This is a genomic window from Nocardioides sp. Root240 (genome assembly GCF_001428825.1).
Classification (GTDB): Bacteria; Actinomycetota; Actinomycetes; order Propionibacteriales; family Nocardioidaceae; genus Nocardioides.
Genome location: NZ_LMIT01000011.1, coordinates 229859 through 250530, shown reverse-complemented (window position 1 = coordinate 250530; position 20672 = coordinate 229859). Strand labels below are relative to the sequence as shown.

The 20672-nt window shown below is 72.4% G+C and carries 16 protein-coding genes; 9 read left to right on the top strand and 7 right to left on the bottom strand.

Annotated elements, in window-relative coordinates; all coding sequences use genetic code 11:
* Window positions 1–40 precede the first annotated feature (40 nt).
* On the top strand, window positions 41–1258 hold the full coding sequence (locus ASE20_RS15240) for a DUF2306 domain-containing protein (RefSeq protein WP_056895416.1): 1218 nt from the start codon (window positions 41–43) through the stop codon (window positions 1256–1258).
* Here ASE20_RS15240 and ASE20_RS15235 read toward each other — a convergent pair.
* The 4 genes from ASE20_RS15235 to ASE20_RS15220 form a co-directional block, all read right to left on the bottom strand.
* Entirely contained in the window at window positions 1186–1503 is a 318-nt protein-coding gene (locus ASE20_RS15235; RefSeq protein WP_056895415.1) for an antibiotic biosynthesis monooxygenase family protein, read from the bottom strand. The genes ASE20_RS15240 and ASE20_RS15235 overlap by 73 nt on opposite strands.
* Before the next feature lie 226 nt (window positions 1504–1729).
* Window positions 1730–5761 (bottom strand): Ig-like domain-containing protein, encoded by a 4032-nt coding sequence (locus tag ASE20_RS15230; RefSeq protein ID WP_157538466.1) that lies wholly within the window; start codon window positions 5759–5761, stop codon window positions 1730–1732.
* Between the two features lie 159 nt (window positions 5762–5920).
* Entirely contained in the window at window positions 5921–8479 is a 2559-nt protein-coding gene (locus tag ASE20_RS15225) for a helix-turn-helix transcriptional regulator (RefSeq protein ID WP_056895413.1), read from the bottom strand.
* Between the two features lie 58 nt (window positions 8480–8537).
* Entirely contained in the window at window positions 8538–8897 is a 360-nt protein-coding gene (locus ASE20_RS15220; protein ID WP_056895412.1) for a hypothetical protein, read from the bottom strand.
* An 80-nt stretch (window positions 8898–8977) separates the two neighbouring features.
* Between ASE20_RS15220 and ASE20_RS15215 the strand changes: the two genes are divergently transcribed.
* Window positions 8978–9871, top strand: a complete 894-nt coding sequence (locus tag ASE20_RS15215) for a hypothetical protein (RefSeq protein WP_056895411.1) — start codon at window positions 8978–8980, stop codon at window positions 9869–9871.
* 170 nt (window positions 9872–10041) lie between these two features.
* On the opposite strand, the gene ASE20_RS15210 is transcribed toward ASE20_RS15215, so the two are convergent.
* Window positions 10042–11007 (bottom strand): sulfotransferase family protein, encoded by a 966-nt coding sequence (locus ASE20_RS15210; protein ID WP_056895410.1) that lies wholly within the window; start codon window positions 11005–11007, stop codon window positions 10042–10044.
* 94 nt (window positions 11008–11101) lie between these two features.
* Here ASE20_RS15210 and ASE20_RS15205 point away from each other — a divergent pair, with 94 nt between their 5' ends.
* From ASE20_RS15205 to ASE20_RS15190, 4 genes are all read left to right on the top strand, one after another.
* Window positions 11102–11668, top strand: coding sequence for an RNA polymerase sigma factor (locus tag ASE20_RS15205; protein WP_056895409.1), 567 nt, complete (start codon window positions 11102–11104; stop codon window positions 11666–11668).
* Window positions 11665–12648: a hypothetical protein gene (locus tag ASE20_RS15200; RefSeq protein WP_056895408.1), complete on the top strand. Its 984-nt coding sequence runs from the start codon at window positions 11665–11667 to the stop codon at window positions 12646–12648. Before ASE20_RS15205 ends, ASE20_RS15200 begins: the two co-directional genes overlap by 4 nt.
* 29 nt (window positions 12649–12677) lie before the next feature.
* Window positions 12678–13577: a phosphoribosylaminoimidazolesuccinocarboxamide synthase gene (locus tag ASE20_RS15195; RefSeq protein ID WP_056895407.1), complete on the top strand. Its 900-nt coding sequence runs from the start codon at window positions 12678–12680 to the stop codon at window positions 13575–13577.
* Window positions 13578–13692: 115 nt separating this feature from the next.
* On the top strand, window positions 13693–15249 hold the full coding sequence (locus ASE20_RS15190) for a long-chain-fatty-acid--CoA ligase (RefSeq protein ID WP_056895406.1): 1557 nt from the start codon (window positions 13693–13695) through the stop codon (window positions 15247–15249).
* Here the strand turns inward: ASE20_RS15190 and ASE20_RS15185 are convergent.
* Window positions 15242–15751: a general stress protein gene (locus tag ASE20_RS15185; RefSeq protein ID WP_056895405.1), complete on the bottom strand. Its 510-nt coding sequence runs from the start codon at window positions 15749–15751 to the stop codon at window positions 15242–15244. The genes ASE20_RS15190 and ASE20_RS15185 overlap by 8 nt on opposite strands.
* 31 nt (window positions 15752–15782) lie before the next feature.
* Here ASE20_RS15185 and purS point away from each other — a divergent pair, with 31 nt between their 5' ends.
* Both purS and purQ read left to right on the top strand, forming a co-directional pair.
* Entirely contained in the window at window positions 15783–16028 is a 246-nt protein-coding gene (gene purS / locus ASE20_RS15180) for a phosphoribosylformylglycinamidine synthase subunit PurS (RefSeq protein ID WP_056895404.1), read from the top strand.
* On the top strand, window positions 16025–16693 hold the full coding sequence (gene purQ / locus ASE20_RS15175; RefSeq protein ID WP_056895403.1) for a phosphoribosylformylglycinamidine synthase subunit PurQ: 669 nt from the start codon (window positions 16025–16027) through the stop codon (window positions 16691–16693). The genes purS and purQ overlap by 4 nt, the downstream gene beginning before the upstream one ends.
* A gap of 24 nt (window positions 16694–16717) precedes the next feature.
* On the opposite strand, the gene ASE20_RS15170 is transcribed toward purQ, so the two are convergent.
* Window positions 16718–18103 (bottom strand): glycoside hydrolase domain-containing protein, encoded by a 1386-nt coding sequence (locus ASE20_RS15170; RefSeq protein WP_082612457.1) that lies wholly within the window; start codon window positions 18101–18103, stop codon window positions 16718–16720.
* A 220-nt stretch (window positions 18104–18323) separates the two neighbouring features.
* Between ASE20_RS15170 and purL the strand changes: the two genes are divergently transcribed.
* Window positions 18324–20597 carry a phosphoribosylformylglycinamidine synthase subunit PurL gene (gene purL, locus ASE20_RS15165; protein ID WP_200952824.1) on the top strand — a complete coding sequence of 758 codons (2274 nt, stop codon included), beginning with the start codon at window positions 18324–18326 and terminating at the stop codon, window positions 20595–20597.
* Window positions 20598–20672 lie beyond the last annotated feature (75 nt).

Genomic DNA, 20672 nt, shown 5'->3' with positions numbered 1-20672 from the left:
GCACCGCGCCGGTCGACGCCGCGGGAGCGCGGAGCCGGACGTGGCCATCGCCACAGAGACGACCGAGGCGCGCGGCTGCTACAACGTTGCCGTGAGCACGTCGAGGACCCTGCCCCGCATCGCCCTGGGGGCCGTCGTCCTCGTCGCCGTCGGCTACTTCCCACTGGCGTTCACCTCCTTCTGGCACTTCTTCGACGCCGGCGCCCCTCGGCTGCAGGACGCGCTGCAGGGCCGCGCTGCGGGCCACGACTTCGCCTACGGGCACGGCTCGGTCGTCGCCCTGCGGGCCGAGGACTACCGCGCGCACCGCGTCGTGATGCTGGTGCACACCTCCACCGGAGCGCTGGCCCTCGCGCTGGCGACGTTGCAGTACTCCGCGCGCCTGCGGCGCCGTCCCGGCGTGCACCGGTGGACCGGCCGCACCTACCTGCTCCTCATGGGCGTGAGCATGGCGGCGGCGTACGCCTTCCTGCTGGCCGCGCCGCAGATCGCCTACTTCGGCGGCTCCGCCTTCGACCTCCAGCTGTGGGTGCTGGCGACCTCGACGGTGACCAGCGCCGCGATCGCACTGGTCGCGATCCGGCGCCGCGACCTGGTCAGCCACCGCGCGTGGATCGGCATGAACCTGGCGTTCATGCTGACCGCTCCGCTGCTGCGGCTGCTCTGGGTCGGCCTCGGCCGCCTCGACCACGGCATCGAGCTGATGGTGGGCCTCGACGTGGGCGCGTCGACGCTCGGCGTCGTCGCCCCGGCCGGCGGCGCGATCGCCTTCCTCCTCACCCAGCCGTCCCGCAGGGTCGCGCCGGTCGCCGACGCCCGACGCCAGTACGTCGCCGCGGCCATCGTCTCCGTCGCCGGCTCCTGCTGGCTGGCCGCCCGCTTCGCGCCGCTGCCGGCGCAGGTCCCCGGCGCCAGCCTGTGGATCGGCCACGTGGTCCCCGCGACCGGGCTCGTCGTGATCTGCCTGCTCGGCGCGCTGCGGTCCGCGCGCCGGGGCCGCGGCATCGCGGAGGGGCAGTGGCGCGCCCTGCTCTGGGGTGCGGCCCTGGCCACGCCGTCGGCCGCGCTCACGACCGTCCTGGCCACGCCGGTCTACGGCACGATCGACGGCTTCCTCGCCGGGACCATGGTCGGCGCCAGCGGGCCGATCGTGCTGGCGTTCCTGCTCGTCGTACGGAGTGCGTCTCAGGCTGGCTTGACGTCCAGCACGACCTCGAACTCCAGCAGGTCCGCACCGGTCGCGACCGGCCTGCGCTGAGGCTCGCCCGGCTGCTCGGCGTGGGCGGCGCGGCCCTGGCCGTCGCGCCACGCGGCGAAGGACTCCTCGTCGGCCCAGTGGGTCACGACGAAGTAGCGGTCCTCGCCCGCGGTCGGGCGCAGCAGCTGGAAGCCGAGGAAGCCGGGGGATCCCTCGACGGCGCCGGCCCGTGCGGCGAACCGCTTCTCCAGCTCGGGGCCGGCGTTCGGCGGGACCTGGATGGCGTTGATCTTCACGACGGACATGTCTCCGAGCCTAGGACACGCCTAGAAGAGGCGCGTCCGGACGGACCTGGGGGGTAGGTCCGCCCGGACGAGCCGGTCTGTGGCCGCGCGTGGTCGGGACGTCACGCCCCACACGCGGCGCCCGAGCTGTTGGACGTCGGCCACGTCACCGACGGTCCCAGCCAACCCGCGTGGCTGGGCCGCGGCAACGGCCTGCTCCGGATGTCACCCGGCAGGTCACCCGACGTCACCCGATCGGTACGGCGGTCACCACCAGGTTCTTCGTGTAGTGGAAGTGGCCGTTGCGGTAGGTCACCTTGCCGGTGCAGGTGACCAGGACCAGCCGGTGCGGGCCGGTGGTGGAGACCGTCAGCCCGCGGGTGCGCGCCTGCGAGGTCACCGACGTGATCCGGTACTTCTGGATCCGTCCGGAGCCCGCCCGCACCGTGACCACCTGGCCGGGGCGGGCCCGGCGCAGCTTGCCGAAGGCACCGGGCCGGTCCCGCCGGTCCGAGACATGGCCGGCGAGCACCGTCGTACCGACGAGATCGCCGGGTGCCGCCGAGCGGGCCAGCCAGCCGCCCTTGGCGATGCTGGTCGGGATGACCATGGCGCCGCGACGGATGCCGGAGGTCACCAGGTCGGCCCGCAGGCCGAGCGCCGGGATCGTGAACCGGGCCGGCTGCGATCGGCGGGTGCCGGACGGGGTGGTTCCGGTGAATCCGGTCTCGAACCTGAGCTTGCCGATCGCCATGCGGTGGACCAGCGTGCTGGCCGCGCGTGCCCCGCACCGGCTGCGCGCTGCAGCGTTGTCGTCGTCCGCGCTCGTCGAGACCACCCACGTGTAGTAGCCGGGACGCTTCACCGGGACTGGCCCGGTGCTCAGGGTTCCGTTGGCCGGGATGAACGGGACGCTCGCGACGGCCCGTGCCGCGGTGCACATCGTGGACGAGAGCCTCGTGACGGGACCGTAGAGCGTCGCTGTCCCGACCGATGCGCGGGCGGTACGCACGCCGGAGATCGTCACCCGCGCCGACAGGCTCGCCGGCAGGGTCCTGCCCGCACGGTCCACCTTCAGAGCGACGGCGGAGGGTGCGTCGACGGTGAGGGTCGGCTGGCCCGGCTCTGCCTTCGCGCCCACGGTCACGGTGACCGTGACGTCGTGGCACTGCACGGGCGCGGAGGTGTCGCAGACCCGGAGCACGAAGGTGTCGTCGCCGCTGAACCCGTCGTTCGGCGCGTAGTGCACGGTGTCCGGCTCGCCGTCGAGGCGGACGGTGCCCTGGGTCGCCGCGGTCACCAGCGTCGCGCTGCTCGGGTCGAGCGGCTTGCCGGAGGTCGTCGTCAGGTCGCCGACCGGGACCGTCACCGGGGTCTCGTACGCCGTCGAGAGCACCGCGTCGTCGATGAAGACGTTCTGCACCGTGATCGCGACGGTGGCGGTGTCGCAGACCGGCGACGGAGTGCTGGTGTCGCAGACCCGGACGTCGTACGCGTCCTCGCCGGAGAAGCCTGCCTCCGGCGTGTAGGTGACGCCGTCCTCGCCGACCGTCGTGGTGCCGTGGTCGGGTTCGTCGACGACGGTGGGGGCGGCCAGCTCCTGGCCCGACGACGAGGTGGTCGTCGCGAGCACGTCGGTCGTGACCGGCGTACCGACGGACGTCGTCTCGTTCGCGTCGGCGGCGCTGACGGCGTTGCCGCCGACCGTGACCGGCACGGTGACCTCGGAGCACTGCACCGGTGCGGAGGTGTCGCAGACCTTCAGCTCGAAGCTGTCGGTGCCGGTGAACCCGTGGTGGGGCAGGTAGGTGACGGCGCCGGTCGAGCCGTCGGTCATGACCGTGCCGTGGGCCCCGTCCTGCTCGACGCTGACGCCGGCCGGGTCCAGCGGCTTGCCGTTGGTGGTGGCGATCCCGGACAGCGGGGTGACGACCTGCTGGTTCTGGGGCGTGCTCACCCCGGGTCCGGGTGTGAACACGTTCGCGACGTCCACGGTGACCCGGCCGACGGCGCAGATGTCGATGTCGACCTCGTAGGTGCCGAGGTCCGGGATCTGCTGGGTCGACTTCTCCTTGACCCGGTTCTCGTAGGTGTAGCGGTCGCGGCCCGAGAAGCCGGCGTCCGGGGCGTAGGTGATGCTCCCGTCGTCCTCGACGGTCGCGCTGCCGCCCGGCGGCTGGCTGCCGATGGTCGGCGCGGACACCGGCATGCCGTCGGGGAGAGTGTCGTTGGTCCGTACGTCGGTCGTCACCGCGTCGGGTGCCGTGGTGGCGTCGGCGTCCTCCTCCGCCGTGATGCCGACGCGGCCCATGATCACGACCTCGCCGCTGTCGCTGTCGGTGACGAGGAGGTTGTCGGTGCCGAACGCGGCGACCCAGGTCGGGACGTGGCTGCCCCACACCGCGACGACCGACTGGGCGTAGCCCTCGCCGTCCGGCGTCAGCTGCAGCACCCGGTGGTGGCCGCTGTCGCCCACGTAGACCGTCCCGTCGGGGGCGACGCCCACGCCGGTGGGCGCGTCGACGCTGGTCGAGATCACGCTGCGGTCGTAGTCGGCACCGGACCTGGTCAGCTTCACGACCCGGTCGTGCGTGCTGTCGGCGACGTACAGGTTGCCGGCGGTGTCGAGGGCGATGCCGCGCGGCCGGTCGAACCCGGAGGCGACGAACGAGGACGTGTAGCCGGAGCCTGAGGGAGTCAGGCGGTGGACGTGGCCGCTGGAGTTCTCCGCGAAGAAGACGTTGCCGTCAGGGTCGACCGCGACGCCCGAGGGACGCTGGAGGCCCGAGGCGAGGACGGTGCGGTCGGTGTAGCCGGACTCGCTCTCCGACCAGGTCATCCTCACGATCTCGTGCGCGCCCTCGTCGGCGTAGTAGACATCGCCGTCCGCGTCGACGGCGATGCCCTGCGGGTCGAGGCCGGCGTGACCGTCGACCACCGACGGGCCGCTCCCCGGGCCCCAGCCGATGACCTTCTCCTGGCCGACGTCGGAGATGAAGACGATGTTGCGCGCGTCGACGGCGATCCCGGTCGGCTCGGCGAGGTCGTGTGTCCCCTCGACCCGGTAGCCGAGGGCGGAGGACGGCGTACCGAAGCAGCCATCGTTGCCGGTGACCGTGACGGTGACCGTGGCGACGCTGCAGACCTGCGCCGGCGAGGCGTCGTCCCGCACCTCGTAGGCGTAGTGGTCGGTGCCGGCCCAGCCGGGCGTCGGGGTGTAGGTGATCGTGCCGTCATCGTTGACGGTCGCCGTGCCGTGCGCCGGGGCACCCACGACGCTCGGCCGGGCCAGGGTCGTGGTGGTGGTGGTGTCGTTGGCGCGCACGTCGGTGGTGACCGGGCCGCTCGCCGAGACGGTGTCGTCGACCGCCTGGACCGTGGTGGGGCCGAAGGCCCACAGGCGCTCGAAGTCGGAGACGAAAACGGTGTCGTCCTCGGTGATCGCGAGGGTGGTGGCGTACTCCGCGCCCCAGGGGGCGTAGAGCTGCGGGGCGGCATACCCGCCGTCCGACGGGGCCGCCGTCCAGACACCGGGGTCCTCGGAGGTGCTGAGCCAGATCGTGCCGGTGCTGTCGACGGCGACACCCTGGCCGCTGCCGAGGCCGGTGACGGCATCCGTCCGGATCCAGCTGCCGCCGTTGCGGACCGCCTTCACCACGCGGGTGTAGCTGGCCACGTAGACCGCGCCGTGCTCGTCGACGGTGACCTGGTGCGGCGCGTCGAGGCCGCCCACCACCTGGGACTGCGCCATGCCCGACCCGGCGGCGAGGCGGACCACGCCGCCGGAGCCGAACGATCCGGCGTTGATGCTGACGAACAGGTCCCCGTCGGGGGCGACGTCGATGCCGCCGAGGCCGGAGAGGAATCCACCGCTGATGGTGTCGGCGACGGTGTAGCCCGGCCCCGACGGGGTCAGCTTGACCAGCTGGTCCGGGTAGCGCACGACCCACAGGGCTCCGTCGGAGTCGTCGATCGCGATGCTGGTCACGTTGCCCACGCCGGTGGCGACGACCGAGCGGTTCCAGCCCGAGCTGGACCGGGTCAGCCGCACGACCTGGCCGGCCCCGGAGTCGGTGACCAGGAGGGAGCCGTCGGCGTCCACGGCGAAGTGGTCCGGGTAGTCGGTCCCGGTCTCGATCGGGAGCCGGGTCGTCGCGCCGGAGCTGCCGAGCGGGGCGCACGAGTCGCCCGGCGCGGCAGCGGCGGCCGCCGCGGCTGGAGTGGTGGTGCCGACGATCGCGAGCGTGCCGCAGGCCACGGTCAGGGCAAGGCAATGCACGGTGCAGGACAACGCCTGCCGGAGGGAGGAGAGCAAGGGGGAGCACCTTCGGTCCGAGGGCCGGACCCCACGCCCGGCAGGTCCAGCGAACCCTCACAAATGAGGACGTGACAACGTTCTGTGCCCGATGTCGCCCGGTGGGTCACCCGGCTCCGGGAGTCACCTCGGTGCCAGCAGGTCCAGCTCGATCGCCTTCTCGATGACGGCCTCGCGGGAGTTGACGCCGAGCTTGCGGTAGATCCGCTGCAGGTGCGTCTTCACGGTGTTCTCCGTGACGTGGAGCGCGGCCGCGACGCCGGCGCGCGTGGCGTTCTGGGCGAAGGCCGCGATGACCGCTTGCTCCTGGGGAGTCAGCGGTGCCGCCAGCGTCCCGCCCGTCACGCACTCCGGCACCGGGCCGGCGAGGTAGCCGCGGAGCATGTCGTCGCCCTGGTCGTCCGCGAGCCCGCGCAGCGCGGCCAGGTCGGCAGCCGGGAGGTACATCAGGTGCGCCCGCGCGCCCTGCGGCCCGACGAGCGCCAGCACCCGGTCGAGCAGCGCGGCCGCGGTGTCCGGGCGGTCCGTGCGCAGGGCGGCCGCGGCGCCGAGGGTGAGCGCGGCGGCGGTCGACCGGGTGGTGTGGCCCGGCCGGGTCTCGAGCTGGGGGAGTGCGGCGAGGGCCTCGGACGCCTTCCCCGCGAGCAGCCGGCCGAGCAGGACGGCGGGCGCCAGCTGGCCGGTGTAGCGCGTGCGCAGCCGGAGCAGTGGCCCGGCCTTCGTGCGGTTGCCCGCGGCCAGCCACAGGATCGCCAGTGCCGAGCGGACGGCGGCGGAGCCGAGGCTGTCGGCCGTACCGGGCGGGGCGGGGGTGCGGGAGAGGGCCGCCTCCACGCGGTGCGCCTCGGTCGTCGCGCGGCCCAGGCCCAGCCGCGCGTGCATGAGGGTCCAGGTGACGAACGGCCAGAACTCCGAGGCGACGGCGAACGGGCAGCCGTCGTACTCCGCGATGGAGGCGGCGAGCTCGAACTCGTCGAGGTACAGCGCCGCCTGGCCGATCCGGCCGAGCGCGTTCCCGTAGGTCGTCGTCTGACCCGGTCGCCAGGCACCCGGGTCGACGTGGGCGAGCGCGGCCCGCGCCTCGGTGTTGCGCCCGTCGAGCGCGTTGAAGCCGGCGGCGTAGACGGCCGTGTGGTTGAGCGACTCCGGTCGCGTGCTCATCGTGATGGCCCGCATCGCGGCTCCCCGCGCAGCGTCGACCTGCGCGTCCTGGAAGAGGGAGTACGACAGGTGCCGCAGCAGCGTCGCGCCGAGGTCGGCGACGTGGTGCTGCTCCCCGGCGGGGATGGTGTCGAAGTAGGCCAGGGCCTGCTGGGCCGCCCGGGCGGACTCGTCGAAGCGCCCGAGCACCCGGAGGCTGGCGACCTTGGCGGTGTGCCCCATCACCACCTCGCCGGGAGGCATCTCCGGCAGGCGCGGGCCGGTCCACGCGGCCGGGATCCGGAAGTACTCGGCCGCCGCTCCCAGCAGCGCCGGGTTGCGGTGGCAGGCCAGGCCGCGGCCGAGCGCGAGCGCGGGGTACTGCGTCAGAGCACTGCGCGGCACCGTCGCGAGCTGGCGGTCGAAGCGCCCGGTCGTGATGGTCTCCGGGTTGCTGGCCACGAGGGCGGCGTACACGCGTCCGGCGACGCTGTACTGCCGGGCCCCGACCGCGATCTCGAACGCGGCCTCGTAGTTGCCGTTGCGGTGCAGCCAGGTCGCCACGAGCTGCGCGGTCCGGGCCTGCTTCGCGGCCGGCAGGCCGGCGGCGTCGACCAGCACGGCCGCACGCAGCGACTCGACGTACTGGAACACCTGGCGGCCGGGGGCGAACGGGATCCACCGCCCGAAGCCGTTCCACTCGAGATCGGCGAGGATCTCCTTGACGTCGGAGGTGCCGGTCAGCTCGATGGCAAGGTCGGTGTCGAAGTACGGCGGCAGGCAGGTCGCGAGCACGAAGTCGTACGCCGACCCCTCGGCCAGCTGCACGCGGAGGTCCTCGGCGACCAGCGACTGCCAGTCGATCCCGTCGTGGTCGGGGCCCGAGCGGGCGAGCGCGAGCATGCCGGCGCGGACGGCGAGCGGAAAGCCGTCGGTCGCGGCGTGCAGGCGCTCGGCGTGGTCGGCCGCGCCGGGCGTGCCGAACCTCGCGAGCAGCTCGCGCGTCTCCTCGACCGAGAAGGCCAGGTCGGTCGCGGTGAGCAGCTCGACCTCGCCGCGCAGGGTGCGTCCGGGACTGGCGATCCCGGTCGTCGTCCGGGTGGTGACCACGACCTCGAGGTCGGGCAGCAGCCGCACCAGCCGGGTGAGGTCCGCGTCGACCGCGCCGGTGTCGTCGCGCAGGCGCTCGTGGGCGTCGACGACCAGCACGAGCGGGCCGCGTCCCTCGAGCGCACCGGCCACCAGGGCGGCCAGGTCGTCGCTGCGCTCCACGTCGCCGACCAAGCCAGCGGCGGCCTCGGGCGTGAGGATGCCGTGCCGCCCGGCGCTGGTCAGGACCGCCTGCCAGAAGTTCGAGCGCGCGACGTGGTCGGTCTCGAGCGTCACCCAGAGGACGGTGGCGGGGTCACGGGGAGCGACCCAGCAGCGGACCAGGCTGGTCTTGCCCGAGCCGCTCGGGGCCGACAGCACGACGAGGCGGGGCTCGTCGCGGTCGAGGACGGCGTGCAGGCGGGGGCGTGCGAGCAGGACGGGTCCCGACACGACGTCCCCTTCTTCCCGGAATCCCCCCTGGCTGGGGGGACTCTAGGCGAGAACGGGGTCAGGCGCGGGCGATTCCGCCCCAGTTGGCCAGCTTCACGGCGACCTCGTGCAGCTGCGCTTCGGTCACGCCGTCGAACTCGAAGGTGAGCTGGACGTGGCTGCCGGTGGTGACCCGGCCGAGGTCGACCCGGCCGGCACCGGGCAGGTGCTCGATGATCCGGACCAGGCGGTTGCCGATGCGGCCCAGCTGCGACGCGTGCTCGTCGGAGAGCTGTCCAAGGCCCTCCTCCTCGCGATGGTGGAGGGTCAGGCCCAGGCGGTCGCCGGCCTCGTGGCGGGCAAGGACCCAGATCTCGTCGTCCCAGACGATCGGGCCGTGGGCGAACGCGGTGGCGGGGGTCGGTGCGGACTCCGTCATGGCGACACTGTGCCACCCGCCGTTCCGGCTCCGTGCATCGACCCCCAAAGTGGAGTGATTCGGTCGAGTATGATCGGCCCATGACCCTCGCTGCCCTCTCCGTCCCGACGTACGACGACGCGCGGGTCGTGGTGCCCGCCCCGGCCGCCGGGGCGGGGAACTGGGCCGGTGCCGCGAGCGCGGTGCTGGTCGACGGCACCTACTGGCTGACCTACCGCGTCCGCCGCCCGCTGGCCGAGGGACGGGGCGTCAGCGTCGTCGTGGCGAGCTCGTCGGACGGCGAGCACTTCACCACCGTCGCCGAGGTGCACCGCGAGGCCTTCGGCTGCGAGTCCTTCGAGCGCCCGGTCCTGGTGCCGGTCCCCGGCGTCGGCTGGCGGCTCTACCTGTCGTGCGCGACCCCGGGCTCCAAGCACTGGTGGGTCGACAGCCTGACCGCCGCCACTCCGGCCGAGCTGCCCGGCGGGGAGCGGCGGGTGGTGCTCCCGGGTGACGACGCGGTCGCGGTCAAGGACCCCGTGGTCGTCCGTGTCGACGGCGGCTGGGAGATGCTCCTGTGCTGCCACCCGCTCACCGAGACCGGCCACGAGGACCGGATGACCAGCCGCCTGCTGCGCAGCGCCGACGGCCTGTCCTGGACCGACGAGGGCGAGGTGCTCGCCGGCCGCCCGGGCGAGTGGGACGCCCGCGGCGCCCGCGCCACGACCGTGCTGCCCGACGTCGCCGGCCGCCCGCGCACGATCCTCTACGACGGTCGCCCGGACGCCGACTCGAACTGGTTCGAGACCACCGGCGTCGCCGCGTGGGACGGAGCGCGCTACGTCGCGGTCGCCGGGCCGCCGATCTCGTCGCCCCATGGCGACGGCGCCTGGCGGTACGCGTCCGCCGTACCGCTGCCGGACGGGCGGGTGCGGTTCTACGTCGAGGCCGCACGCCCGGACGGGGCGCACGACCTGGTCACGGTCGTCCGCTGACGGGGTGGCGGCCGGACCGCACATTTCGTCCCGTGGTGAGTTTCACCGGCCGGCCGGTGAAACTCACGCTTGGACGACGAAGCTTCATCGTCCAAGCGTGAGTTTCGTCGTCCAAGTACGACAGATTCACCGGCCGGCCGGTGAAACTCCCTCTCGGCCTCGCCCGGACGTCAGCGCTGCGCGCCGGCCCGCTCGGCGAAGGACCCGCGGTCGCGGGTGGAGAGCCAGTCGGAGAAGTCCTCGCCGGTCAGGTCGGACAGCAGGGCGATGTCGTCGGCGAACGCCGGGATCAGCCGCTCGCGCTGCTCGGGGGTCAGTGAGGGCCGGTGCGCGTCGCTGTTCTGCAGCCGCGCGACGACCGGCACGCTGAGCCTGCGCCAGACCTCGGGCGCGGCGAACTGCCCGGCCCACGCGCCGGCGCGCACGGCCGGGCCGAACACGCGAGGACGCCAGCCGGGGGCGACGTAGGGCCGCGAGTTGTCGCGGGGGATGCCGGCGACCTGGCCCTCGCGGATGCCGAGGAAGCGGCAGGTCCGGTCGACGGTCTCGACCGGGTGGTCGACGATGTCGCGGTAGCGCACGATCAGCACCCGCGCAGGGTCGACCAGCTTGTAGAGGTCGCGCAGCTGCTCGCCGTAGAGGCCCAGGTCACGGTAGCGCCAGAAGGGCGCATGGCCGGCGGCGATCCGCTCGTCCTGCCGGGCGAAGGCGGTCTCGAAGTCGGCCTCCGTCTCGAGGCCGTCGGACCAGAGGTGCATCCAGTTGCTGTAGGCCCGGTCGATCGGATCGCGTACGACGGCCACGAGCCGCACGTCCGGAAGGGCGTCCGCGATCCGGCGCTGCGCCCCGCGGTGCCAGAGGTAGAAGGGCGTCGACTCGCCCCGCACGGAGTGCGGCGGGGCGGGGCGGAACAGGTCGGCGTACGCCTGTGCCTGCCAGACCCACTCCCGTTGGGAGTGGCGGTCGCCGGGCCCGCCCCAGTGCGGCGGCGGCGCGTCCTCGCAGAGCCAGAACTTCGGCTCCTTGGGGGTCGTCACGAAGACGTCGGGGTGGGCGGCGAGCGCGAGGTGGAGGGCGCTGGTGCCGGCCTTCGGCGCGCCCACCAGCAGGAAGTCGGGGCGGGGTTCCCGGGTCATGGCGCCCTCCTCGGACCATAAGTGATGTAAGTCAGTGTAGATACACCGCGAAACCGGGTGCAACGATCGTCCCGGATCCGGACATGGGAGGGGCATGAGGGACATCTCCGTTCGGGAGGACCACTTCCGCCTGCTCTACGACGCGCACTTCGACGCCGTGCTGGGCTTCGCCCTGCGTCGTACCGACCGGCCGGAGGACGCCGCCGACGTGACTGCCGAGACCTTCCTGGTCGCGTGGCGCCGGCTCGCGCACGTGCCCGACGGGGAGGCCGCACGCCCGTGGCTGTACGGCGTCGCGCGTCGTACCCTCGCCAACCAGCGCCGCGGCGACGGCCGCCGCGCCGCCCTCGGCGACCGCCTGCGGCAGCAGCTCGCGCACGCCGTCGCGGACCTCGCCGACGAGGTCGCCCACCGCGCCGACGTGAGCGCCGCGATGCAGCGGCTCAGCGCCCGCGACGAGGAGGTGCTCCAGCTGCACCTGTGGGAGGGGCTCGAGGCGCGCGAGATCGGTGAGGTTCTCGGGCTGCCCGGGACCGTCGTCCGGCCGCGGTTGTCACGGGCGAGGGCGCGGTTGCGCGAGCTGCTCGGCAACGATCCGCCACCGGCCGGACATCTCCCTGGTGAACCCGTCCCGACGAGCCCGAAGGAGGAGCTCCGATGAACCGCAGCATCACCGATGCCGACGTCGCCCGGCTCCCGATCCGCGAGGGCCGCGCCGAGCTGCTGGAGGAGATCATGAGCCTGTCCACCGAGTCCGCCCCCGAGGTCACCGCCCCGCCCCGCCGCCACCGGTGGCTGCCTGCGCTCGCCGCGGCCGCGTCCGTCGCCGCCGTGGTCGGCGGCGTCGTGTGGCTGGGCGAGCAGAAGCAACAGGACCGGATCGAGCCGGCCCCCGCACCCGCCGGGAGCGGCGACCGCGCCGTGCTCGAGCAGTCCGGTTGGACCGTCGGCAACGTGGACGACGACCCGAGGTGGGGCGGCGAGATCTCCTACCAGCAGGGCGACCGCGACCTCAGCATCCACTGGCGCCTCGCTGCGGAGTACGACGACTACGTTGCCGACCGCAGCGACATCGGCACCCCCGAGCAGGTCGACCTCCTCGGCAAGGAGTCGAAGATGTGGGCCTACAACGCCACCGACCACACGGTGATCAGGCCGGTGGAGGGCGCCTACACCCTCGAGGTGCGGGGCTCGGGCATGGACGAGTCCGCCTTCCGTGCGCTGCTCGACGACCTGGTCCTGGTGGACCGGGCGGGCCTCCAGGACGCGCTGCCCGCCGAGGCCGTCACCGACGCGGAGCGACCGGGCGTGATCGCCGACATGCTCGCCCAGCTGCCGCTTCCCCAGGGCTTCGACCGGGCGTCGGTGCCCAGCGACGCGTTGGCGATGTACCACCTCACCGCCCGGGTGACCGGCACCGTGACCTGTGCGTGGATCGACGAGTTCGCCCGGGCGAAGAAGGACGGTGACTCCGCCGGGATGCAGGCAGCCCAGGACGCGCTGGCCTCGAGCCGCACGTGGGCGCCGCTGAAGGCGATCGTCGACGAGGGTGACTGGTCCGAGGTCGTGTGGGACTTCGCGGCGCAGGTCGGGCGCGGAAAGGTGCCGCTCGAGTACCGCGAGGGCCTCGGCTGTGACTGAGGCCGGCGAGGGTCAATAGGCTGTCGCCCGTGACGCTCGCGAACATCCCGCCCGCTCCGGAGCTCCCCGGCACCCGCCACCTGCACTCGGGCAAGGTGCGCGACCTCTACGAGGTCACCGAGGGTGCGCACACCGGCAAGCTGCTGATGGTCGCCAGCGACCGCCTCTCGATCTTCGACTTCGTGCTCGAGACGACCATCCCGGACAAGGGCGAGATCCTCACCCGGATGTCGCTGTGGTGGTTCGAGCAGCTCGCGTCGCTCGTGCCGAACCACGTGGTCTCGTCCGACGTACCGGACGCGGTGCGGGGGCGTGCCGTGATCTGCGAGCGGCTCGAGATGTTCCCGGTCGAGTGCGTCGCGCGCGGCTACCTGACTGGATCCGGCCTGCTCGACTACCGCGCCTCGGGCGAGGTCTGCGGCATCGCGCTGCCGGCCGGTCTGGAGGACGGCAGCCGCCTGCCGGAGCCGATCTTCACCCCCGCCACGAAGGCCGACCTCGGTGACCACGACGAGAACGTCTCCTACGACGCCGTCGTCGCCACCGTCGGCGCCGACTCCGCCGCTGCCCTGCGCGACCTGACCCTGCAGGTCTACGGCCGCGCGGAGGAGATCGCCCGCGAGCAGGGGATCATCCTGGCTGACACGAAGTTCGAGTTCGGGGTCGCGAGCGCGGGCGGGCCGATCGTGCTCGCCGACGAGGTCCTCACGCCGGACTCCTCGCGCTACTGGCCCGCCGACGACTGGCAGCCGGGCCGGGCCCAGCCGTCGTACGACAAGCAGATCGTGCGCAACTGGGCCCTCTCCGCCGAGAGCGGCTGGGACAAGGCCTCGGGTGAGGCCCCGCCGCCGCTGCCCGCCGAGGTCATCGAGCGGACCCGCTCGCGCTACATCGAGGCCTACGAGCGGCTCACGGGCGAGAGGTTCTGAGCCGGCTGGCGAGTCCGGCTGGCTGGGTCGGCTGGGCGCGAGCACAAAGGCCACCCGTGCCGATGTGTTCCGCTGACCAGTGACCCCGGTCACGACCGGCCAGTAGTTTGTGGCCATGACGAACCTCGCCGGCTTCCTCGAGAACAGCGCCCAGACCTACCCCGACCGCACCGCGATCGTCTTCGGCGACACGCGCCTGTCCTACCCGCAGGTCGACGGCGCCGCCAACCAGGTCGCGAACCTGCTGGTCTCGCGCGGCATCAAGCCCGGCGACAAGGTCGCGCTGAGCTGCCCGAACCTGCCCTACTTCACGATCATCTACTACGGCATCCTCAAGGCCGGCGCGACGGTCGTCCCGCTCAACGTGCTGCTCAAGGGCCGCGAGGTCGCCTACCACCTGGGTGACTCGGACGCGAAGGCCTACTTCGCCTTCCAGGGCACGCCCGACCTCGCGATCGGCGCCGAGGGGTACGCCGGCTTCCAGCAGGCCGACGGCTGCGAGCACTTCTTCATGGTGACCGCCGACCCGACCGCCGCCTCCCCGATCGAGGGCACCGAGACCCTCGGCCAGGCGCTCGCCGGCCAGGCCCCGACCTTCGACACCGTCGACGTGGACGACGACGACACCGCCGTCATCCTCTACACCTCCGGCACCACCGGCCAGCCCAAGGGTGCCGAGCTGCGCCACCGCAACATGCGCGACAACGCGCTTGCCGGCAAGGACCTCTTCGGCGCGGACGCCGAGCGTCCCGACACCTTCCTGTGCGTGCTGCCGCTGTTCCACTCCTTCGGCCAGACGGTCATCCAGAACGGCGGCTTCGCCTTCGGTGGCACCGTCGTGATGCTGCCCCGCTTCGAGGCCGCCCCGGCCATCGGCCTGATGCTCAAGGAGTCGGTGACCTTCTTCGCCGGCGTCCCCACCATGTACTGGGGCCTGCTCAACGCACTCGACGACAGCGTCGACGTGAAGACCCTCGCCGCCAACCTCCGCGTCGCCGTCGCCGGTGGCGCCGCGCTGCCCGTCGAGGTGCACCACCAGTTCGAGGAGCGCTTCGGCGTCACGATCCTCGAGGGCTACGGCCTCTCGGAGACCTCGCCGGTCGCGAGCTTCTCGCGTCACGGCCAGGAGGTCCGCGTCGGCTCCATCGGTACGCCGATCCCGGGCGTCGAGATGAAGCTGATCGACCCCGAGAGCTGGGAGGAGATCAAGGACCCCGACGGGATCGGCGAGATCGCCATCAAGGGCCACAACATCATGAAGGGCTACTACAAGCGCCCCGACGCCACGGCCGAGGCGATCAATGCCGAGGGCTGGTTCCGCTCCGGCGACCTCGGCCGCAAGGACGCCGACGGCTGGTACTACATCGTCGACCGCTCCAAGGACATGATCATCCGCGGCGGCTTCAACGTGTACCCCCGCGAGATCGAGGAGGTCCTGCTGACCCACCCGGCGATCTCGCTCGCCGCCGTGATCGGCGTCCCGCACGAGAGCCACGGCGAGGAGATCAAGGCGTTCGTCATCCTCAAGCCGGGTGCCTCCGCCACCGCCGACGAGATCGTCGCCTGGGGCAAGGAGCAGATGGCGGCGTACAAGTACCCGCGCGTCGTGGAGATCGTCGAGTCCCTCCCGATGACCGCCACCGGCAAGATCCTCAAGCGCGAGCTCAGCTGAACGGGTTCGGCAGCGCGCCCGGGAGCTTCGCGAGGAGCTCCCGGGCCTGCGCCGCCCCCTTGTGCTCCACGAGCACCTCGTAGCGGGTCGCGACGACCGCGCTGACCGAGGAGAAGTCCCGGCGCCCGCCGGACATCGCGTAGCCGACCAGCGCCATCACCACGCCGAAGCCAGCGCCGATCACCATGGTCGAGAGGATCACGGCGAGCGTCTTCTCGTCGGTGAAGATGCTGAACACGAGGCCGATGAACAGGCCCAGCCAGAGGCCGGACATGATCCCGCCGGCGGCCACGCGGCCGGTCGTGAGCCGACCGGTGATGCGCTCGATCCGCTTGAGGTCGGTGCCGACGATCATGCACTGCTCGACCGGGAACTTCTCGTCGGACAGGAAGTCGACGGCGCGCTGGGCGGCCGCGTAGTCGTCGTAGACCGCGAGGGACTGGGGGAACTCCAGCTTCAACGGGGAACCAGCGCCGAACGCAGGACGGGACGGAGTGCTCATGCCCCCAGTGTGCCCCGGTACAGTACGGGCCGTGGCCCGAGTCGTCGTAGCTGTCATGCCGAAGCCCGAGATCCTCGACCCGCAGGGGAAGGCTGTCCAGGGCGCACTGCCCCGGCTGGGCTTCAGCGGTGTCACCGACGTCCGTCAGGGCAAGCGGTTCGAGATCGAGATCGCGGGCGAGGTCACCGACGCCGTCCTCGCCGACGTCGAGAAGATGGCGGAGACGCTGCTCTCGAACCCGGTCATCGAGAACTTCACCGTGAGCGTCGAGCAGTGAAGGTCGGGGTCGTCACCTTCCCTGGCTCGCTCGACGACACCGACGCGCAGCGCGCGGTCCGCATCGGCGGCAACGAGGCGGTCGCGCTCTGGCACGGCGACGCGGACCTCAAGGGCGTCGACGCGGTCATCCTCCCGGGCGGCTTCTCGTACGGCGACTACCTCCGCTGCGGGGCGATCTCCCGGTTCGCCCCGGTGATGGACAAGGTCGTCGAGGCGGCGCACGCTGGCATGCCGGTCCTGGGCATCTGCAACGGATTCCAGATCCTCTGCGAGTCGCACCTGCTCCCGGGAGCGCTGATCCGCAACGACCACCGCAGGTTCGTCTGCCGCGACCAGCTGCTGCGCATCGAGAACGCCAGCACCCCGTGGACCTCCGCCTACACGCAGGGCCAGGAGATCCGGATCGTGCTCAAGAACGGTGAGGGCGGCTTCGTCGCCGACGCCGAGACGCTCGCGCGGATCGAGGGCGAGGGCCAGGTCGTGGCGCGCTACCTCGAGGTCAACCCCAACGGCTCGCTCAACGACATCGCCGGCATCACCAACGAGCGCGGCAACGTCGTCGGCCTGATGCCGCACCCCGAGCACGCGGTCGAGGAGCTCACCGGCAGCGGCCTCGACGGGCTGGGCTTCTTCACCTCGCTGGTCGAGCAGACCTTCGCCTGAGCCGGCTGGTCGCGGGCCGGTCCGTCAGAGGAACCCGGCCTGCAGCCTGGCCCAGGTGGCCGAGTTGACGATGTTGTACGACGACATCCCGATCTGGCGCCGGTAGGCACCCGCGTGCGCCGCGGTCGCGGCGTCGAACACGCCCGTGATCTCGACCCCGGCGCGCGGCATCGCGGCGTTCATGGCTCGCTGGGCACGGCGGACGGCCGGACCGTAGGAGCCGAACTTCAGCACGGGGTTGGTGCCGGCGGAGGTCAGGCTGACCCAGTCGCGGCGGCCCCACGTCGAGCTGGTCGGGAAGCCCTTGCTGCGCTGCCAGGCCTGGGCGGCGCGGCGCGTGGCGAGGTCGTAGCGACCGTGGATCCTGCCGGCGTACAGCTTCTTCTCGGTGAGCAGGCACTGCAGGGCGCGCACCCGGCCGGGCAGCGGCGTGTAGGTCGCGGTGGGCGTGCGCAGGACCATGTACGACCCGAGGTCGACGGGCACGCCGCCGCAGTGGGTCTCGGCGGACGCGACGCTGCCGCGGCCGATGTCGAGGAAGTTGCGGTCGATGTTGATGGTCACGCCGCCCCAGGTCTCGTTGTGTCCGCCGAGGTACTGCTTGACCCGGCCGCCGGGGAGCCAGGCGGTCGCGGAGAGGTACTCGCTGCTGACCGCCGTGTTGGCCTTGCCGTCCCAGCGGGCGATCCACAGCATGTCGGGCAGCGTCAGCGTCGAACGGGTGTTGCGGTGCGCCTCGTCGAGCATCTTGATGCCCGACCCCGCGCTGGAGTAGAAGCCCGACTTGTAGCCGAGCTCGTGGAGCCGGTTCGTCCAGGCGTGGACGAACCAGAGGGCCGACGCCTTGCAGGTGCTGTTGCCGAGGTCGAAGGCCTCGAGGTCGTAGAACAGCGTGCTCTTCGCGACGATGCCGAGCGCCTTGGCGGCGGTCACGGCGCGGTCGGCCTCGGTGCGGGCCTGGACGCGGGCCTTCGCGTAGGAGTTCGTCGGGTCCGGGTTGATCTTCGGGTCGATGGTGCGGCCGTACTTCGGGTACCGCGTCGAGCAGCTCGCCTGCGGGCCGAGGGTGATCGGCAGCAGGTGCCAGCCGCGGGACAGCTGCCGGGCCACCCAGGTCGGGGTGAGGTTGCGCTGCTCGCGGCAGGCGCGGGAGTTGCCGGAGATGTAGATGCCCACGGCCGAGAACGGCGAGTGCTCGGTCCACGAGTCCATCGCCGACTGGGTCGGCGCGTTGCACTGGTCGAAGCCGTAGCCCGTGAAGCTCCCCGGGGTGGGCCGGTTGGTCGTGGCGGCCAGCAGGTCGACACCGGTCTCGTCGGTGCCCTCGCCGCCGTTGCGCAGCGGGGCGAGCAGGGCGACGAGCAGCACTGCGGCGAGCAGTGCGGACAAGGGGCTGAGCCGGGCAGACATGGCGGGGAACTCCAGGGAGAAGGGTGGGGCGGACCGTCGTGGCCACGTCACGATAACCACAACATTCACACCTGTAACAGGCCTCCGGGCGAACTACAACGGTGTAGTTCGTTCGGGACCGAAGATCCTCCGGTCGAGGTGGGTGGTGCCGTGGGTGGCCCGGCCGTCTCATCGGGGAGCGGGCGGAGGAGCTGAGAGGGGCGGCCGATAGATTTGTCCCGTGGCCGACACCGCTTCTGCACCGATCCGATCCACCCTCGACACCGTGGCCGTTGCGGCCGGCGACCCGGACCGCGAGCAGCCGTGGTCCGAGCTGGGCCTCAAGGCCGACGAGTACGCCCGGATCCGCGAGATCCTGGGGCGGCGTCCCACCGGTGCCGAGCTGGCCATGTACTCGGTCATGTGGAGCGAGCACTGCTCCTACAAGTCGTCCAAGGTGCACCTGCGGCAGTTCGGCGAGATTCCCCAGGAGACGCCCATCGGCCCGATGCTCGCGGGCATCGGCGAGAACGCCGGCGTCATCGACATCGGCCAGGGCTACGCCGTCAGCTTCAAGGTCGAGAGCCACAACCACCCGTCGTACGTCGAGCCCTACCAGGGCGCCGCGACCGGTGTGGGCGGCATCGTCCGCGACATCATCGCGATGGGCGCGCGCCCGGTCGCGGTCGTCGACCCGCTGCGCTTCGGCCCGCTCGACGCCGACGACACCCACCGGGTGCTGCCCGGGATCGTCGCGGGCGTCGGTGGCTACGGCAACTGCCTGGGCCTGCCGAACGTCGGCGGCGAGGCCGTCTTCGACGCGACGTACCTCGGCAACCCGCTCGTCAACGCCGGCTGCATCGGCGTGCTGCGCCACGAGGACCTGCACCTCGCCAAGGCGTCGGGCGTCGGCAACCAGGTCGTCCTCTACGGTGCGCGCACCGGCGGCGACGGCATCGGCGGCGTCTCCGTGCTCGCCTCGGAGACCTTCGACGCCGACGGCCCGGCCAAGCGGCCCAGCGTCCAGGTCGGCGACCCGTTCATGGAGAAGCTGCTCATCGAGTGCACGCTCGAGCTGTTCAAGGCCGGCGTCGTCGTCGGCATCCAGGACCTCGGCGGCGCGGGCCTGTCCTGCGCGACCTCGGAGCTGGCGTCCGCCGGCGACGGCGGCATGCGCTGCGAGCTCGACCGTGTCCCGCTGCGCGACTCCACGCTCTCGCCGGAGGAGATCCTCATGAGCGAGTCGCAGGAGCGGATGATGGCCGTCGTCGAGCCCGCCGACATCGCGGCGTTCCTGGCGATCTGCGCGAAGTGGGACGTCGAGGCCATCGTGATCGGCGAGGTCACCGACACCGGCCGCCTCGAGATCACCTGGCACGGCGAGACCGTCGTCGACGTCCCCCCGCGGACCGTCGCGCACGACGGCCCGGTCTACGAGCGTCCCTACGCCCGCCCCGCGTGGCAGGACGCGCTGCAGGCCGACGGTGCCGAGAAGCTCGCCCGCCCGACCACCGGCGACGAGCTCCGCGCGACCCTGCTGCAGCTGGTCGCCAGCCCGAACCTCTGCGACAAGTCGTGGATCACCGACCAGTACGACCGCTACGTCCAGGGCAACACCGTCCTCGCACAGCCCGCCGACTCCGGCATGGTCCGCGTCGACGAGGAGACCCACCTGGGCGTCTCGATCTCGACCGACTGCAACGGCCGCTTCGCCAAGCTGGACCCGTACGCCGGCGCGCAGCTCGCGCTCGCCGAGTCCTACCGCAACGTCGCCACCGGCGGAGCCCTGCCGCTGGCCGTCTCCGACTGCCTCAACTTCGGCTCGCCCGAGGACCCCGACGTGATGTGGCAGTTCGCCGAGGCCTGCCGTGGCCTCAAGGACGGCTGTCTCGAGCTCGGCATCCCGGTCACCGGCGGCAACGTCAGCCTCTACAACCAGACCGGCGAGACGGCGATCCTGCCGACGCCCGTCGTCGCGGTGCTCGGCGTGATCGAGGACGTCCGGCGTCGTACCCCGTCGAGCTTCCAGGCCGCCGACGAGCGCATCGTGCTGCTCGGCACCAGCCGCGAGGAGCTCTCGGGCTCGGAGTGGGCGCACGTCGTGCACGGCCACCTCGGTGGCCTGCCGCCGCAGGTCGACCTGGGCGCCGAGCGCGACCTGGCCCGCACCCTGCAGGACCTCGTCGGCCTCGCGACCAGCGCCCACGACCTGTCCGACGGCGGCCTCGCCCAGGCCCTGGCCGAGGCCTCGATGGTCAGCGGCATCGGTGCCCGCGTGAGCCTCGAGGGCGATGCCTTCGTCGGCCTGTTCGCCGAGTCGGCCGCCCGCGCACTGGTCACCGTCGCGGCCGACGGCCTCGATGAGCTGAAGGCCCGCGCGGCCGCCCACGGCGTGCCCGTCACCGAGCTCGGCACGACCGGGGGCGACGTCCTGGCGGTCGAGGGTCAGTTCGAGGTGGCGCTCGACGAGCTGCGCACCGCGTGGAGTGCCACGCTCCCCGCTGCCCTCGGCTGACCCGCTGGGGGTGGGAGTCCCGGTGGCTCCTGGGGCGGCCGCGCGGTAGCCGACCGCCCCCCGGTGGCTCCCCGC